The sequence below is a fragment of the Vibrio chanodichtyis genome (genome assembly GCF_028863985.1).
Classification (GTDB): domain Bacteria; phylum Pseudomonadota; class Gammaproteobacteria; order Enterobacterales; family Vibrionaceae; genus Vibrio; species Vibrio chanodichtyis.
The window spans coordinates 52,676-69,386 of record NZ_JARBFT010000005.1 but is presented as its reverse complement, the minus strand read 5'-3'; the positions used below and the strand labels follow the sequence as shown (position 1 = coordinate 69,386).

The 16,711-nt window shown below is 47.5% G+C and carries 12 protein-coding genes and 4 tRNA genes; 1 reads left to right on the top strand and 15 read right to left on the bottom strand.

The genetic code is table 11. The features are described 5' to 3' along the window. The first annotated feature begins 62 nt into the window (after window positions 1-62). On the top strand, window positions 63-1,340 hold the full coding sequence (locus tag PUN32_RS06860; RefSeq protein ID WP_274722390.1) for an HlyC/CorC family transporter: 1,278 nt from the start codon (window positions 63-65) through the stop codon (window positions 1,338-1,340). Window positions 1,341-1,427: 87 nt separating this feature from the next. Here the strand turns inward: PUN32_RS06860 and luxS are convergent, their stop codons facing one another. The 15 genes from luxS to alaS all read right to left on the bottom strand — a co-directional run bounded on the left by luxS (window position 1,428) and on the right by alaS (window position 16,611). Further along, the gene (gene luxS, locus PUN32_RS06855; protein WP_274722389.1) at window positions 1,428-1,946 is read right to left on the bottom strand and encodes an S-ribosylhomocysteine lyase; all 519 of its coding nucleotides are present in this window, start codon (window positions 1,944-1,946) and stop codon (window positions 1,428-1,430) included. 54 nt (window positions 1,947-2,000) lie between these two features. Then, window positions 2,001-3,575, bottom strand: coding sequence for a glutamate--cysteine ligase (gene gshA, locus PUN32_RS06850; protein ID WP_274722388.1), 1,575 nt, complete (start codon window positions 3,573-3,575; stop codon window positions 2,001-2,003). 110 nt (window positions 3,576-3,685) lie between these two features. Continuing rightward, on the bottom strand, window positions 3,686-6,541 hold the full coding sequence (locus PUN32_RS06845) for a M16 family metallopeptidase (RefSeq protein WP_274722522.1): 2,856 nt from the start codon (window positions 6,539-6,541) through the stop codon (window positions 3,686-3,688). 9 nt (window positions 6,542-6,550) lie between these two features. Further along, entirely contained in the window at window positions 6,551-7,012 is a 462-nt protein-coding gene (locus tag PUN32_RS06840; RefSeq protein WP_274722387.1) for a YqaA family protein, read from the bottom strand. Beyond that, the gene (locus PUN32_RS06835) at window positions 7,006-7,956 is read right to left on the bottom strand and encodes an NADP-dependent oxidoreductase (RefSeq protein WP_274722386.1); all 951 of its coding nucleotides are present in this window, start codon (window positions 7,954-7,956) and stop codon (window positions 7,006-7,008) included. Before PUN32_RS06835 ends, PUN32_RS06840 begins: the two co-directional genes overlap by 7 nt. Window positions 7,957-8,076: 120 nt before the next feature. Next, on the bottom strand, window positions 8,077-9,207 hold the full coding sequence (locus PUN32_RS06830; RefSeq protein WP_274722385.1) for a sodium ion-translocating decarboxylase subunit beta: 1,131 nt from the start codon (window positions 9,205-9,207) through the stop codon (window positions 8,077-8,079). Window positions 9,208-9,216: 9 nt separating this feature from the next. Beyond that, window positions 9,217-10,998 (bottom strand): sodium-extruding oxaloacetate decarboxylase subunit alpha, encoded by a 1,782-nt coding sequence (gene oadA, locus PUN32_RS06825; protein ID WP_274722384.1) that lies wholly within the window; start codon window positions 10,996-10,998, stop codon window positions 9,217-9,219. A gap of 26 nt (window positions 10,999-11,024) precedes the next feature. After that, window positions 11,025-11,279: an oxaloacetate decarboxylase subunit gamma gene (locus PUN32_RS06820; protein ID WP_274722383.1), complete on the bottom strand. Its 255-nt coding sequence runs from the start codon at window positions 11,277-11,279 to the stop codon at window positions 11,025-11,027. Window positions 11,280-11,707: 428 nt separating this feature from the next. Continuing rightward, window positions 11,708-11,784, bottom strand: a tRNA-Arg gene (locus PUN32_RS06815). A 65-nt stretch (window positions 11,785-11,849) separates the two neighbouring features. Further along, window positions 11,850-11,942 (bottom strand) — tRNA-Ser (locus tag PUN32_RS06810). Window positions 11,943-11,964: 22 nt separating this feature from the next. Continuing rightward, window positions 11,965-12,041: transfer RNA gene (locus tag PUN32_RS06805), tRNA-Arg, on the bottom strand. 32 nt (window positions 12,042-12,073) lie between these two features. Beyond that, window positions 12,074-12,166: transfer RNA gene (locus PUN32_RS06800), tRNA-Ser, on the bottom strand. A gap of 181 nt (window positions 12,167-12,347) precedes the next feature. After that, window positions 12,348-12,545 (bottom strand): carbon storage regulator CsrA, encoded by a 198-nt coding sequence (csrA, locus tag PUN32_RS06795; protein WP_000906485.1) that lies wholly within the window; start codon window positions 12,543-12,545, stop codon window positions 12,348-12,350. Between the two features lie 91 nt (window positions 12,546-12,636). Beyond that, a complete protein-coding gene (locus PUN32_RS06790) occupies window positions 12,637-13,824 on the bottom strand; it encodes an aspartate kinase (RefSeq protein WP_274722382.1) in 1,188 nt (395 codons plus the stop codon). 204 nt (window positions 13,825-14,028) lie between these two features. Continuing rightward, the gene (gene alaS / locus PUN32_RS06785; RefSeq protein ID WP_274722381.1) at window positions 14,029-16,611 is read right to left on the bottom strand and encodes an alanine--tRNA ligase; all 2,583 of its coding nucleotides are present in this window, start codon (window positions 16,609-16,611) and stop codon (window positions 14,029-14,031) included. Between the last annotated feature and the right edge of the window lie 100 nt (window positions 16,612-16,711).

The following is a 16,711-nucleotide window of genomic DNA, read 5'->3' as shown; positions in this document are numbered from 1 at the left end:
TTGATCTGATTCGGTTTTATTTTTAATTTTATTAGCACTCTACCATAAGGAAAATCAGCGTTTTGGACGACATATCAACGGGTATCTTATTTGCGCTACTCGCGTGTCTTATTATTATTTCTGCCTACTTCTCCAGTTCTGAAACCGGCATGATGGCCCTCAATCGCTACCGTTTGAAGCATTTAGCCAACAGTGGCCATAAAGGCGCACAGCGGGTAGAAAAGCTATTGGCTCGTCCAGATCGTTTGATCGGTTTAATCCTAATTGGTAATAACCTGGTCAATATTCTCGCCTCAGCGATTGCGACCATTATCGGTATGCGTCTGTACGGTGATTTAGGGGTTGCGATTGCCACCGGGGCGCTGACTTTGGTGATTCTGGTCTTTGCAGAAGTGACACCAAAAACCTTAGCTGCGCTATATCCTGAGCGGGTTTCTTACACCAGTAGCGTATTACTGTCGGTACTGATGAAGCTATTCTCACCTTTGGTGGTATTCGTCAATGTAATCACTAATGGTTTGATCCGTGTTCTTGGTATTTCACCGCATAGCAAAGGCGATCATCTCAGCTCGGAAGAGTTGCGTACTGTGGTCAATGAAGCAGGCAATCTGATCCCTCGTCGTCACCAAGATATGTTGCTATCGATCCTCGATCTTGAACATGTCACGGTCAATGACATCATGATCCCACGCAATGAGATCAGCGGGATCAATATCAATGATGATTGGAAATCGATCGTGCGTCAGTTGGTCCACTCACCACACGGACGCATCGTGCTGTATCGCGACAAAATCGATGAAGTGGTCGGTATCCTGCGCTTGCGCGAAGCGGCACGCTTTATGTTAGAGAAAAACGACTTTAATAAAGAGATGCTCTTGCGTGCTGCGGATGAAATATATTTTATTCCAGAAGGAACCCCGCTTAATGTCCAGTTGGTTAAGTTTCAACGGAATAAAGAGCGAATTGGTCTGATCGTCGATGAATATGGGGAAATCATTGGCTTAACTACGCTAGAAGATATTTTAGAAGAGATTGTCGGTGAATTTACCACCTCGATGTCACCCAGTTTAGCCGATGAAATTACCCCACAAGGAGATGGCAGCTTCTTAATTGAAGGCAGCGCCAACATTCGTGACATTAATAAGAGCTTAAAGTGGAAACTGCCGACCGACGGCCCAAGAACACTGAATGGCTTAATTTTGGAGCATCTTGAAGAGATCCCAGCCAGTCACCTGAGTGTCAAAGTAGCGCAGCATAAGATGGAGATCTTGGAGTTAGAAGAGAACCGGATCAAGCTGGTTAAAGTCTATCCCAAGAAAACTAAAGCTGGCTTGGTGTAACCACTCGCAAACCAACGAAAATAAGCAACAAAAAGCCCGAACCAAAAGTTCGGGCTTTTTCATATATCAAGCAAACTCAAGCCGAATTTAGTTAGCGTTTAGCTGATGAAGCATCGCTTCCGGTAGTGCCAACTCTTCATTACGGTTCACGGCAATACCAGCGGTAATCACTTGCTGGGCAATCGCTTGTGCTTCTGCCAGTGAGTGCATTGCTGCCGTGCCACATTGGTATCGATTTAACTCAGGGATATGCGCTTGGCTTGCGACTTTCAGCACATCGTGCATGGACGCTAACCAAGCCGTCGCCACTTGCTGCTCGCTAGGCGCACCAATCAAGCTCATATAAAAACCGGTACGACAGCCCATAGGCGAAATATCGATGATTTCCACCTCGCGGCCATTTAAATGCTGACGCATAAATCCGGCATACAAGTGCTCTAGAGTATGAATACCCCGCTCAGACAAAATGTCCTGATTGGGCAAGGTAAACCGCAGATCAAACACCGTAATAGTATCCCCTTTGGGGGTTTGCATCGTTTTAGCCACCCGTACCGCAGGTGCCTGCATACGAGTATGATCAACCGTGAAACTGTCTAATAATGGCATCGCTTTGCTCCCTGATTGGCGCGTTATTAGTCACGCGCCATTTGCCAACTAACCTTAAACCGTCTCCTGCAAGTACGCAAAATATTGCGTTAAGTAAGCATCGAAACTGAGCGTATCTTTAGCTTCAACCTCTGCTTGAGCTTGCGTAGAGCGGCATACTTCCTGTTCCATCACATCGAGTGAATAATATTGGTAGTGATGCTGCAAATTCTCCGCGCGATATTGATTACCGAGCGCACAACCGGTTTTGCCCAAACCGCCATGCTGTTTAATTTGCGCCAAAATCTGTGCTGATAAAGTCAGCTCTGGATTATCAATCCAACCTTCTAGCTTGTCACATACGACTTGGTAAGCTTGCCCACCTAGCGCAGCATCCATGGTTTGTGCTATAGCACGTAAATCAGCAAACACCCGCTTGGCCCAAGTTTGCAAAGTCAGCACTTCACCATGACAACCAATTTGTAGCTCTAAACCAGGTTTACGCCCTTCTAACACCACTTTGCGCCAGTTATCACGCCAACAGGCAAGTTCACAATTGCCCATCGGATCGGAATCCGATAGCGCACTCCAAGCTAAAAAGAGGTCGAGAAAACGTACTTGATCTTCGTCGATACCAATCGGACTAAACGGATTGACATCCAGTGAACGCACTTCGATGTACTCGACGCCAGCACGAGCTAACGCTTGCGAAGGTCGCTCACCACTTTGCGTCACTCGTTTGGGACGAATTGGCGCATACAGCTCATTTTCAATTTGCAGTACATTGCTGTTGAGCTGATGATATTGTCCCTCAACCTTAACCCCAAGTTTGGCAAACTGTTGCGATGGAGTACGGATCGCTTCATTCACTCCTTGCAGATACTGCTCTATGCTATTGAAACCAATTTGCAGCACACTTTGCGCGCTGTTGGTATAGCCAAGATCACTGAGGCGCAATGAAGTCGCATAAGGCAGATATAACGTGTTACCCAGCGACTCAAACGGCAGATCGGTTTTACGCCCTTGTAAGAATGAAGAGCACAGCGCCGGTGAGGCACCAAACAGATAAGGGATTAACCAGCCGAAACGGTAGTAGTTGCGGATCACCCCAAAATAAGCTGCCGATTGGCTGGCTTGGCGAGTTTGTGGATCTTGCTCGCCCAATAATGCATCCCAAAAACTAGTAGGGAAGGAAAAATTAAAATGAACGCCAGAGATGATCTGCATCAGGCTACCATAACGGCGCTTAAGGCCTTCACGGTACAAGGTTTTCATTTTGCCGGTATTCGATGAACCATATTGAGCCAGCTCGATACCCTCTTCACTGCCGACATAACAAGGCATCGAGAGCGGCCATAGCTTTTCCTCACCCAATTTGCTTTGCGCGAAATGATGAATATCCGCCATCTGAGCCAGTAGTGTATCCACATCATGAGAAACCGGAGTAATAAACTCCAACAATGATTCAGCAAAATCGGTGGTGATCCAGCGATGAGTTAATGCCGAGCCCAGCGCTGCTGGGTGTGGTGTTTGCGTAAGAGCGCCGTCTGGTGTGTAACGCAAAGATTCGCGCTCCAACCCACGGCCAAAGTTTTGAAAGACTTCTGGTTTGTTTGCAACTGTTTGTAGTCGCTCGGCAAATTTACTCAAAATACGCTTCACTTATATCGGTAGTTATGATCGAATGCCGCCAGTGATATCGAACCATTACGCGGCATAGCGAGTAGGGGCAAACTGTGCCCGACTAATAAATGTGTCCTCTAACGGAGGATTTCAAGCTCTTCTAGGGCAATACCTAACTTTTGTAGCTGCGGTTTAAGCCGCTGACTATCACCGACGACAATGATCTGATAATCATCTGGATTAAACCATTGCGCCGCCAACTGATTGAGCGTAGTACGCTCGACGTTTTTGACCATCTGATTACGCTGCTGCAAATAATCCCGATCTAAACTGTAGGTCAAAATATTCGCAATCAGTTGCGCTTTTTGCGCCGGAGTTTCATACAGCAACGCCTCTTGTTGCCCAACGGCTAAACGTAAAAAGGCCATCTCCGGCTCACTGATCCCCGTTTGGCTAAATTGACGCATCTCTTTGATCATTTCTTGGATGGCATCCAGCGTAACATCGGCTCGTACTGGCGCATTAAATACGATCGCCCCAACTTCACGATTGCTGGCAAAATAGCTTCCCGCACCATAGGTATAACCTTTATCTTCACGCAGGTTTTGGTTGATACGGCTATTAAAGTTACCCGCCAGATTAAAGTTGGCCAACTGAGTTAAATAGAGTTCACCAGTGGCATCAAACGGGAGGCCTTGGCGCACCATACGAATGATACTCTGCGGTGCTCCTGGCTTATCAACCAAATAGATTTTTTGCTGAGTCAAATGAGGGATGGTCTGTGGCTGGATCAGTGGTGCAGGCTGACCTTGCCAATCTGCGATAAACTGCAACTGCTGTGTAATCTCTGCTGCACTGATATCTCCCACTACCGCAATTTGTGCCCCATGAGGGGTGTAATGCTGACGGTAAAACCGCTGCACATCTTGCAAGGTCAACTCGGCAACCGATGCTTCACTCCCCTCACCTGAGCGAGCAAACAAGCTCTCTCCCCACAACACTTGGCGTGTCGCCTGCGAGGCTAGCCAACTCGGTTGCTGATGCTGATACACCAAACCTTGCAGCATCTGTTGCTGTAGACGCACAAAATCGCTGTGGTTAAACGCCGGTGTCAGCAGCATCTCTTTCACCACTTGTAAGGTGGCCGCTAAATTATGACTTAAACTCGAGACCACAATGCTGGTTGAATAAGCCCCAGCCGACACTTGCACACTCGAACCCAGTTGATCCAATTGCGCCTGTATCGCCTCTGCACTACGCTGCTGACTACCCTCTTGCAGCAAGCTGGCGGTTAAATTGGCTAATCCTTCTTTACCAATCGCCACCTGACGTTCGCCCGCAGGCAACTGAATTTCCATCAAAACAGTCGGAGTTTCATCGGTTTGGGTACCGAGTAACTGTACACCATTGTCAAAATCGACCCGATACAACATCGGCAAACGAGCTTGAACCGGCTCTGCCACCGCAGGTATGTGCGCACGATCAAAATCATCTTTCACTTGTCGATAAGCCAACTGCTGCTCAGTAATTTTTTGGTATTCCGGTAGCTGACGCGCCGGTGTGGTAAAGGTCGCCGCACGCACCGCAAAGTCGGTTTTACCTTTAGCGACCACACTTAAGGTCACTTTCGGTTGATCATCAAGATAATGACCAAAAACCTGCTGCACCGCTTGTGGCGTCACCGCTCGCAACTGCTCTAACTGGCTGGCAATCCGGTCCGGTTGCTTGAAGAAAATTTGATTAGCGGCCAATTGGCTCACTTTGCCTTGCACACTTTCTAGCGCAAATACCGCATTCGCCTCTTGTGAGCCAATGATCTGCTCTAAGCGCTGAGTTGTAACACCTTGCTGCTTAAATTTTTGCAGCACTTGCAAGGTTTGTTGGTAGAGTGGAGCCAATTGACCGGCCTCACCAGCCGGTGCCATGGCATAAACATAAAAGGTACAGGCCAATTCAGCACAATCTTGGAATGCTCCGGCATCGACCGCTTTTTGCGTTTTCACCAGTTCTTGGTACAACAAACTGTTATTACCACTGCCTAAGACATTCGCCAGTACATCCAGTGCCACCTGATCATCCGCGCCTAAATATTGAGTTGGCCAACCAATCAACAGCATTGGCTGCTGCACGCGATCTTCTAACGTAATAAAACGATCTTCGCTTAAGCGCGCGGGCTGTTTCGGCGCATCAACTACTTCTGGACCTTGCTCAATCGAGCCAAAATATTTTTGCACCCAAGCCAAGGTCTGTTGAACATCTAAATCACCACCTAGGGTTAAGACGGCGTTGTTTGGCCCATACCAACGCAAGAAAAAGGCTTTCAGATCATTAACATCAACCCGATCTAAATCGCTGACATAACCTATCGTTTGCCAAGAATAAGGATGCCCTTCGGCATACAGTGCTTCGCCCATTCTCTCCCACATCAGGCCATAAGGACGGTTATCGTAGTTCTGAGCGCGCTCATTTTTGACGGTATCGCGCTGAATTTCAAACTTACGCTGCGAGACCGCTGAGAGCAAAAAGCCCATGCGATCCGCTTCCAGCCATAACACTTTTTCCAACTGGTTGGCTGGCACCGTTTCAAAATAGTTGGTGCGATCACGATTAGTGGTGCCATTGAGAGTACCACCGGCTTCGGTGATCAAACGAAAATGTTGCTGATCGCCCACATGCTGTGAACCTTGAAACATCATATGTTCAAAGAAATGAGCAAAACCTGATTTACCAATCTCTTCACGAGCGGAGCCAACATGATAAGTCACATCCACATGCACCAGTGGATCGGAGTGATCCGGCGCTAAGATCACCGTTAGTCCATTATCTAAGCGATATTTGCTATACGGGATCATCACCTTACCCGGCTGGGCCGGCACTTGTTCAATTAGGGTGACACCTTGCGGCAGCGAAGAAAAATGTGGCCACCATGATTCAGAAGCACTACATCCAGCCAATAGCCACAGCAATAACCCATAGCTGCCAATTTTTCTCATCATTTATCCTTACCATACGCCGTAATATAAGGCTGCCAGCAGTGAATAGCGCAGCCCTTTACCGATCAAAATCATCAAACATACAGGGATGGCCCTGAAACGCAACCAACCGGCGGCTAAACAGAGTGGATCACCAATGATCGGTAACCAACTTGCTAATAACGCCCAGTACCCATAACGTTGTAGCCATAACTTGGCTTTATGACCTTGTTTTTGAGAATCAGTTCGATGGGGCAACCATAAACCTAACCAATAGTTGATCATGCCACCTAAAGTATTACCTGCGGTAGTAATCAGCACAATCAGCCAAACTGAATGCTCAGCCAGCGCTAAACTGGCCAGCAGCGCCGCTTCTGAGCCACCCGGCAATAAAGTGGCACTAAGAAAACCACTCCAAAACAGTAGACCCAGTGGTGATTCAGCGAACAGCGTGGTCAGTGGTGCGCTGACATCTTGCAGCCACACTAACATTTCATATCGAGCAGTAACTTGCCTCGGGTATGGCCAGTTTCAATCTGGGCATGAGCCAAACTGGCTTCCGCTAACGGGTAAATGTGCTGAATTTCCAAATGCAGTAAACCGACACTCATCATATACAACATGGTATCGAGCTGTTCAGGATTAGGATCCACCAGCATACCGCTGGCTTGGAAACCGAGCAGTTTAGCTTTTTCGCAAATCAGCTCAGCACTTAACGTTGGCACTGTGACCACGCGAGCATGGTCGTTTAAACATTTGAGCGCATCTAACGCAACATCACCGCCGACTAAATCGATCAACACGTCAACATCTTGTAGGCGCTGCGACACCGGCGCAAATTGATAGTTGATGGCATGAGCGCCGAGCGTGGCCAGAAAATCTAAATTGGCTTCACTACAGGTGGTAAAAACCTGCGCTTTCGTCGCCAGCGCGATCTGTACCGCAATATGCCCAACGCCACCGGCTCCCGCTAAAATCAAAACTCGCTCACCTTCTTGTAACTGAGCTTTGCTCAGTGCCTGCGCTGCAGTTTGTCCGGCTAACGGTAACGCGGCAGCGGCTTCTAAAGTCACGCTATCTGGCACGAGACTGAGTTCAGATTCCGGAACACAAACATACTGACTATAACCCCCTCCACGCAGTGGAAAGCCAATAAAACCCGCCACGTTATCACGCAAGTTAAAACGGCGAACCCCATCACCGAGCGCGATCACTCGCCCTGCAATATCATACCCTGGCGTCCAAGGAAGTCGGTCTTTATTCTGTGCTGCCGCCCAGCCTAAACCGGCACGTGTTTTCACATCAATGGGATTGATACTAGCGAAAGCAACTTTGACTAATACTTCACCGCTTTTGGGCGTTGGTATTGGTGTGGTGTGCACCGCCAATACCTCTGGTGCGCCAAATTGAGGGATGACAATTTGTTTATTTTCCATTTCCAATCTCCCAAGACTATCCATAAAAAAGGATGCCGAAGCATCCTTTTGAATATATACCTATTTTTTAATACCTTAATACTGCAGCGCAAGACTTAACCTAGCAGAGTTGATTCTAAGTTAACCGGCCAAAGCTAACAAAATGCCTGCAGCAACCGCAGAGCCTAACACACCTGCCACATTCGGCCCCATCGCATGCATCAATAAAAAGTTTTGTGGATTCGCAGCTAAGCCAACCTTATTCACCACTCGTGCGGCCATAGGAACAGCGGAAACCCCAGCAGCACCAATCAGTGGATTGATCGCCTCTTTGGAGCATTTATTGAGTATTTTAGCCATGATCACCCCAGTTGCGGTGCCAATACTAAATGCGATCGCACCTAATAGCAGAATGCCTAAGGTTTGCACATTCAAAAAGTTATCCGCTTGCAGTTTTGAGCCAACCCCCAGACCAAGAAAGATGGTGACAATATTGATCAACTCATTTTGCGCAGTTTTTGACAAGCGATCCACCACCCCAGCTTCGCGCATTAAATTACCTAAACAGAACATGCCGATTAAAGGGGTCGCAGTCGGCAAAAAGAGGATCGCCATCAGTAATACCAAGAGTGGGAATACGATCTTCTCGGTTTTTCCGACATGACGCAATTGAGCCATGGTGATATTGCGCTCTTCAGGAGTGGTTAACGCTTTCATGATCGGCGGCTGGATCAACGGCACCAACGCCATATAGCTATAAGCAGCCACCGCTATCGCGCCGAGCAAATCTGGCGCTAGCTGACTAGACAAAAAGATCGCGGTTGGGCCATCAGCACCACCGATAATCGCAATCGAGGCGGCATCGGCCAAGCTAAATTCAATACCCGGAACAAAATTAAGCAAAATCGCACCAAATAAGGTAGCAAAAATACCAAACTGTGCCGCAGCCCCTAACCATAAGGTTTTGGGATTGGCAATCAAAGCGCCAAAGTCAGTCATCGCACCGACGCCCATAAAAATCAGCAGCGGAAATATTCCTGACTCAATACCGATATAGTAAACGTAATACAGCAAACCACCAGGTTCGGTAAACCCAGCATTAGGGATATTGGCTAACACCGCACCAAAACCAATCGGTAGCAGTAATAGTGGCTCAAAACCCTTGCGAATCGCTAAGAACAGCAAACCACAGCCAACCATAATCATAATGGTTTGCCCAAACGCAAAGTTGGCAAGCCCAGTTTGCTGCCATAAGGTGATAAATCTCTCCATGATCCGCCCTTACACCAAACTCACTAACGGTGTACCCACTTGTACGCTATCGCCAGATTTGACCAGCAGCTGCTGTACCACGCCGTCACGCAGCGCACGAATTTCCGTTTCCATTTTCATCGCTTCTAACACAATCAACACATCACCTTGTGCAACTTCAGCTCCAGATTCAACTTGGATTTTAAAAATCGTGCCCGCTAAGGGAGCGGTGATGGTTTCTAGCGTTTGAGCGGCGTTGGTACTGATAGGTTGCGGCGCCGTTTGAGTTTGCGCAGCGGCAGCAATTGAAGTGAGCTGACCTTGTGGGCCAACTTCCACCTCATATACCACGCCATCGACTTTGACACTATAGGCCTCGACCTGAGTGGCGGTGTTAGATGCCGCAACAGCAGGGGCTGGTTTTTTATCTGGAGCGGGTTCAAACGCTGCTGGATTATGGCGATTTTTTAAAAACTTAAGGCCAACTTGCGGGAATAGCGCATAGATCAATACATCCTCAACCTGAGAATCGGCTAAGGTGATGCTTTCTTCTTGTGCTTTTTTAACTAACTGCTTGGTTAATTGATCCAACTCAGCCGGTAATCTATCCGCCGGTCGACAGGTGATCGCCGCTTGCCCCTCTAATACACGTGCTTGCAGCTCAGCATTAACGCTAGCAGGGGTGGCACCATATTCACCTTTCAAAACACCGGCCGTCTCTTTGGTAATACTTTTGTAGCGCTCACCCGCCAACACATTGATCACTGCTTGGGTGCCGACAATTTGTGAGGTAGGGGTGACTAAAGGAATAAAGCCAAGATCTTGACGTACACGAGGGATCTCATCAAGCACCTCATCTAACCGATGAGCAGCACCTTGCTCTTTTAACTGCCCCTCCATATTAGTCAGCATACCACCTGGCACTTGAGCGATCAGGATCCGCGAATCGACCCCTTTTAGCTGGCCTTCAAATTTGGCGTATTTTTTACGCACGGTTCGAAAATAAGTCGCAATCGGCTGCAATTGTTCCAATTTCAACTGAGTATCACGATCCGTGCCTTGTAACATAGCCACCACAGTTTCCGTCGCAGTATGGCCATAGGTTTGGCTCATCGATGAAATCGAGGTATCGAGAATATCAATCCCCGCCTCAACAGCTTTGATCGCCGTTGCAGTAGATAAGCCAGTAGTGGCATGACAATGCAATGCTAATGGCACCGCACAAGATTGTTTGATCCGCGAGATCAGCTCTTCAGCTTCATAGGGCTTGAGTAAGCCAGACATATCTTTGATGCATAAAGAATGACAGCCGAGATCTTCTAAACGTTTGGCCAAATCAACCCACGTTTCGGTATTGTGCACTGGACTGGTGGTGTAAGACAAAGTGCCTTGAGCATGCGCACCAACCTCAATAGTGGCTTTTACCGCCTGTTCAAAGTTGCGTACATCATTCATCGCATCAAAAATACGAAAGACATCCATACCATTGGCATGTGCACGCTCAACAAATTTGGTGACCACATCATCGGCATAATGCCGATAGCCAAGCAGATTTTGTCCACGCAGCAACATCTGCATTGGCGTATTGGGCATGGCTTTTTTTAAAGCGCGCAAACGCTGCCAAGGATCTTCGCCTAAAAAACGAATGCAAGCATCAAAGGTTGCTCCGCCCCAGGTTTCCAAAGACCAGTAGCCAATCTTATCCAATTCAGCCGCGATTGGCAGCATATCGTCAATACGCATCCGTGTAGCAAAAAGCGATTGATGTGCGTCACGCAGGACCACATCGGTGATAGCAAGTGGTTTAGCCATGTTGATTAACTCCTTTTAATCCTGATTTACTGTTGCGCAGCACGGTGCTGATGCACCGCAGCAGAAATAGCCGCCACGACTTGTGGGCTCACGCCATCGGTTATCGGTTGAACGGTTTGACGGTGGTTGGAGGTTACAACTGACTCAATGACCTCTTGAGGTATCAATCGAGACATCAGTTGGACTAAATATACGAGGATGGTAAGAAACAGAAATACCACCACCATTCCCGTTACCATTAACGTAGCGGCATCAATCAGTAAACTTCCAATATGTGTCATGTTGCTTCCTTTTTGTCATCCTGACATTATTCTACTCACCAGCGTGATCGCCGAGCAGAAGGGACGAATTATCTCGACTGCACCATTATTGTCAATTTGCTTACCCGCACTCTTTTGCCTAGACCACAAATTAGAGCAAAAAATCATCGCAATCGTAGCAAATCAGTAGCCTGCATTTTCTATTCACTGCACTGCAACCCGGATAACGGGCTTAAACAATAACGAAGAGATCGATTTTCCTTCATTTCAATCAAGCTAACGTGAAAAATGGGCAAATAATGCGATGAAGTTAATAGAGAGAAAAATATCTTCTACAAAACAGGAGGTTGTTGTTTAAAGTACGACACTGTCTTTGCAAGATGTCAGTTTGAAAGATGTAGGTTTGAAAGATGTAAAAAGCCCTGCATTTTCATGCAGGGCTTATAATATGGCGCGCTCGAGAGGATTCGAACCTCTGACCGCCTGGTTCGTAGCCAGGTACTCTATCCAGCTGAGCTACGAGCGCGCAAGTTGTGAACCATATCACAAATATTTTCTCTGGAACAAAAAAATTGACCATCGGCCAATAAATGGCGGTGAGGGAGGGATTCGAACCCTCGATACGGCTATAAACCGTATACTCCCTTAGCAGGGGAGCGCCTTCAGCCTCTCGGCCACCTCACCACTTACATATTCCAGAAGAATATGGCGCGTCCGAGAGGATTCGAACCTCTGACCGCCTGGTTCGTAGCCAGGTACTCTATCCAGCTGAGCTACGGACGCGCTGTGGCTTATCGAAATAAGCAGTGCAAGAATGGCGGTGAAGGAGGGATTCGAACCCTCGATACGGCTATAAACCGTATACTCCCTTAGCAGGGGAGCGCCTTCAGCCTCTCGGCCACCTCACCGTCTTGCGGAGGCACATATTACGATTTACCAAAAATATGTCAAACACTTTCTTGGCAAAAAATGGGTTAAACCACTCAACCGTTGGTAAATTAACCAAAGCGCTGAGAATTTACACTTTATCCGTAAAAACACGCGGATAAACAAAAAGGTCGGCGTGATAAGCCGACCTTGCTGTGATAATTAGTAGTTGCCTGAAGCAACGCCACCATTACCTTTTTCTGCTTGAATGCGCATGTAGATTTCTTCACGGTGCACAGACACTTCTTTCGGTGCATTAACACCGATACGGACTTGGTTACCTTTTACACCCAATACCGTCACGGTCACTTCATCACCGATCATCAGGGTTTCGCCAACACGGCGAGTCAAAATAAGCATTCTTAGCTCCTTGAGTAATCTCTGTATTTTCTTGCAACCAAACTATTATCCATCAAAAGTTGTCACATCGTAAACTCTCAAGGGTAGCGGTTTAACCTAAAAAAGTTTGTTCTACCCCAAACTCTTGAGAGATCGCTGATACGACATAAGTCTCGTGCAGAATATTTGCCGCACGATCCACATTCGCAGGATCCAACATTAGCATAGATGATTGTTGCTCAGCCGAGACATAACGCACAGCGATACCATGTTCGGCTAAGGTTGCCCGAGCATGTTCCACTAACCCACGAGCCTGCAGGCCAACCTTAGTGATTAGACTCACTGGCTCTGAATTGCGGATTTTCTCAGCGCACACTAATCGCAACTTGGCATAAGCATCTTGCTTAATCACTAACGCACTATCATCACCTTCTTCAATGATAGTGCAAACTTCAATCCCCAGCATTTGACACTGCTTAATAATCCCTGCCAAAGATTCATTACTGAGCGCAACTAAAACCATGTCTCTTTGAATTGCGATACCACAGATAGCATGTGTACTGGTATCACCCTTAATCAAGCTGCCTTGATTATCTTCAAAGGTAGAAAGTACACGTAGTGGTACCGCATTTTTCCAAGCATACTGGACACAGGGCAGATGTAGTACTTTCGCGCCTTTACGTGCCATTTCTTCCATGGATGGAAAATCAATCACATCCAATTTTCGCGCCGTGGGTACCACTCGTGGATCACAAGTGTATACACCATCAACATCAGTGAAGATTTGGCACTCATCAGCATTAAGCGCACCCGCCAAGGTCACCGCACTGGTATCTGAACCACCGCGGCCGAGCGTGGTGATATCCCCATTTTCATTAACACCCTGAAAACCGGCGACTATTACAATAAAATCTTGTTCTAGCAGCTCTGTTATCTTTCGAGTATCAATCTGCTTAATCGTTGCGTTATTGTGTTGATTATCCGTCACAATATTCGCTTGAGCTCCGGTTAGTGAGCGGGCTGCATAGCCCATTTTGTGCAGTGTCATGGCCACTAAGGCCATTGACACCTGCTCACCAGCAGAGAGCAAAACATCAAGTTCTCTAGCGTTTGGTACACTATCTACTTGCTGAGCTAAACCCACCAGTCGATTGGTATCCCCTGCCATAGCAGAAACCACTACGACAACTTGATTGCCATCATTTTTCGCCTTAATGATGTGTTCGGCTACGGTTTGCATTGTTTCTATTGAACCCACCGAAGTTCCACCGAACTTTTGCACGATAAGGGGCTTTTTCACCAGTATTCACCTTCCCAAGACCAAAGTCTTATTGGGATCAAATTTGATCGGATTCGATTATCAGATCTCATTTGATCGTTACTAAAATAAAACCAAGCGCCTCATTGGCTATATCTCACTTACACCAATCAGATCACTTGGTTGACTTAATAAAATAACGCCCAATCAATAACATATTGATTGAGCGTCATTTATTTGTCGTAGTTATAGACGCTCAGTAATCCAAGCGTCTACCGACTCTAAGGCCGTAGGTAGAGCCTGCGCATCGGTTCCTCCAGCTTGAGCCATGTCAGGGCGGCCACCGCCCTTACCACCAATTTGTAGTGCCACCATGTTGACCAGTTCCCCAGCTTTGACTTTATGGGTCAAATCATTGGTCACACCGGCAATCAGGCCCACTTTATCTTCGGCCACGTTGCCAAGCATGATAATCCCGCTACCCAGTCGGTTTTTAAGATCATCAACCATGCCACGCAGTGCTTTGTTATCCGCACCATTAAGCTGTGCAATCAACACATTAATCCCAGCGATTTGTTTGACTTGATTAATCAGGCCTGCGCTCTCTTGCGCTGCCAGTTTATCTTTCAAATGCTGGATATCTTTCTCAAGCAATTTGGCTTTCGCAGCCATTTCAGACACTTTGGCATCATGCTGTGTTTGCTGCGCTTCGAGGTAATCTAATGCACCTTCACCGGTCACCGCTTCAATCCGACGGATACCCGCTGCAATCCCACCTTCTGAGATGATTTTAAACAGGCCAATATCACCGGTATTGCTGGCATGGATACCACCACACAGTTCGGTAGAGAAATCGCCCATCGACAGCACACGTACTTGGTCATCATATTTCTCACCAAACAGTGCCATCGCCCCTTTGGCTTTCGCTTCCTCAATATTCATGATCTGAGTTGCGATATTGTGGTTACAGCGGATCTGCTGGTTAACCAGGCGTTCAACTTGTTTTATCTCTGCCGCACTCATCGCTTCAAGATGTGAAAAGTCAAAGCGCAGTGTTTCCGCACGCACCAGAGAACCTTTCTGTGCCACATGTTCACCCAGCACATTACGTAGCGCTGCATGCAATAAGTGGGTTGCCGAGTGGTTCAGCGAAATCGCGATACGGCGCTGTTCATCAACCATCGCAGCAACGTGATCGCCTTGCGCCAGAACACCTTCGGCTAGCACGCCGTGGTGCGCAATCGCATTTCCTAGCTTATGCGTATCTTGTACATGGAAAATACCCGCGTCGGTTTTCAGTACCCCCGTATCACCACATTGGCCACCCGACTCTGCATAAAACGGCGTGTTATCCAATACGATGATCGCACTATCACCTGCCGACAACGCAGCAACTTGTGCACCTTGCACAAATATTTCCTGCACCACACTTTGACCACAACTCGCGGTGTAGCCACAAAATTCAGTCGAGGTTGCCGATTTGATCAGCGAATTGTAGTCGGTACCAAACTGACCGGCTTCACGAGCGCGTTGACGCTGCTCTTCCATCGCTTGCTCAAAACCGGCTTCATCAATACTAAAACCACGCTCACGCGCCACATCATTGGTTAAATCCGCAGGGAAACCGTAAGTGTCGTACAATTTAAACACGGTCTCACCATCCAGCACTTGGCCAGAGAGTTGATCTAACGCGCCATTAAGAATACTCATGCCGCGATCCAGCGTACGACCAAAGTTCTCTTCTTCGATACGCAGGACTTTTTCCACTAAGGCTTGTTGTTTTTTCAGTTCAACGCCAGCACTGCCCATTACTTCTGCCAAAGGCCCGACTAAAGTGTGGAAGAAAGCGCCTTGTGCACCAAGCTTGTTACCATGACGTACTGCACGACGGATAATGCGGCGTAGTACATAACCACGACCTTCATTAGACGGCATCACCCCATCCACAATCAAAAATGCGCAAGAACGGATGTGGTCCGCCACAACACGCAGAGATTGGTTGGTCAAATCTTGGTAGCCGATCGCATCCGCAGCGGCTTTGATCAGGGTTTGGAATACATCAATTTCGTAGTTAGAGTGCACGCCCTGCATAATCGCAGAAATACGCTCAATACCCATGCCGGTATCAACCGATGGTTTAGGCAGGGGTTCCATCGTGCCATCAGCATGACGGTTAAATTGCATGAACACGTTATTCCAGATTTCGATGAAGCGGTCGCCATCTTCTTCAGGCGAACCAGGAGGCCCACCCCAGATGTGATCACCATGATCATAAAAAATCTCAGTACATGGACCACAAGGGCCTGTATCGCCCATCTGCCAGAAGTTATCTGAATCGAATTTCTTACCACCAGGTTTATCGCCGATACGAATAATACGCTCAGCCGGAATACCCATTTTTTGATGCCAAATATCAAACGCTTCGTCATCGGTTTGGTATACGGTAACCAACAAACGATCTTTGGGCAGTTGCAGAACTTCGGTCAGAAACTCCCATGCATATTGGATGGCATCTTCTTTGAAATAGTCACCAAAGCTGAAATTGCCTAGCATTTCGAAGAAGGTATGGTGACGTGCGGTGAAACCGACGTTTTCTAAATCATTGTGTTTACCGCCAGCGCGGACACAACGTTGGGCGGTTGTCGCGCGAGTGTAGGCGCGCTTTTCCAAGCCCAAGAAACAGTCTTTAAATTGGTTCATACCTGCGTTGGTAAACAGCAGGGTCGGATCGTTAGCTGGCACCAATGAAGAACTTTCTACAATTTGGTGTCCTTTGCTTTCAAAGAATGCGAGGAACGCGCGGCGCACCTCATCCGTGCTCATAAACATGCAGCTCTTCCTGAAATACTCAAGTTAGAATTTTGCGCTATTGTAAAGCAAGGATAACCGTTCGCCTAGTTTCTTGTGGTTAACAACCTATTGAGTTGAA

Excerpts from the sequence above, each read along its gene's own strand:
- luxS (WP_274722389.1), bottom strand. The coding sequence starts at position 1,946 with ATGCCATTATTAGACAGTTTCACGGTTGATCATACTCGTATGCAGGCA.
- PUN32_RS06840 (WP_274722387.1), bottom strand. The coding sequence starts at position 7,012 with ATGTTAGTGTGGCTGCAAGATGTCAGCGCACCACTGACCACGCTGTTC.
- alaS (WP_274722381.1), bottom strand. The coding sequence starts at position 16,611 with ATGTTTATGAGCACGGATGAGGTGCGCCGCGCGTTCCTCGCATTCTTT.
- PUN32_RS06835 (WP_274722386.1), bottom strand. The coding sequence starts at position 7,956 with ATGGAAAATAAACAAATTGTCATCCCTCAATTTGGCGCACCAGAGGTA.
- PUN32_RS06830 (WP_274722385.1), bottom strand. The coding sequence starts at position 9,207 with ATGGAGAGATTTATCACCTTATGGCAGCAAACTGGGCTTGCCAACTTT.
- csrA (WP_000906485.1), bottom strand. The coding sequence starts at position 12,545 with ATGCTTATTTTGACTCGCCGTGTTGGCGAAACCCTGATGATCGGTGAT.
- PUN32_RS06845 (WP_274722522.1), bottom strand. The coding sequence starts at position 6,541 with ATGAGAAAAATTGGCAGCTATGGGTTATTGCTGTGGCTATTGGCTGGA.
- oadA (WP_274722384.1), bottom strand. The coding sequence starts at position 10,998 with ATGGCTAAACCACTTGCTATCACCGATGTGGTCCTGCGTGACGCACAT.
- PUN32_RS06820 (WP_274722383.1), bottom strand. The coding sequence starts at position 11,279 with ATGACACATATTGGAAGTTTACTGATTGATGCCGCTACGTTAATGGTA.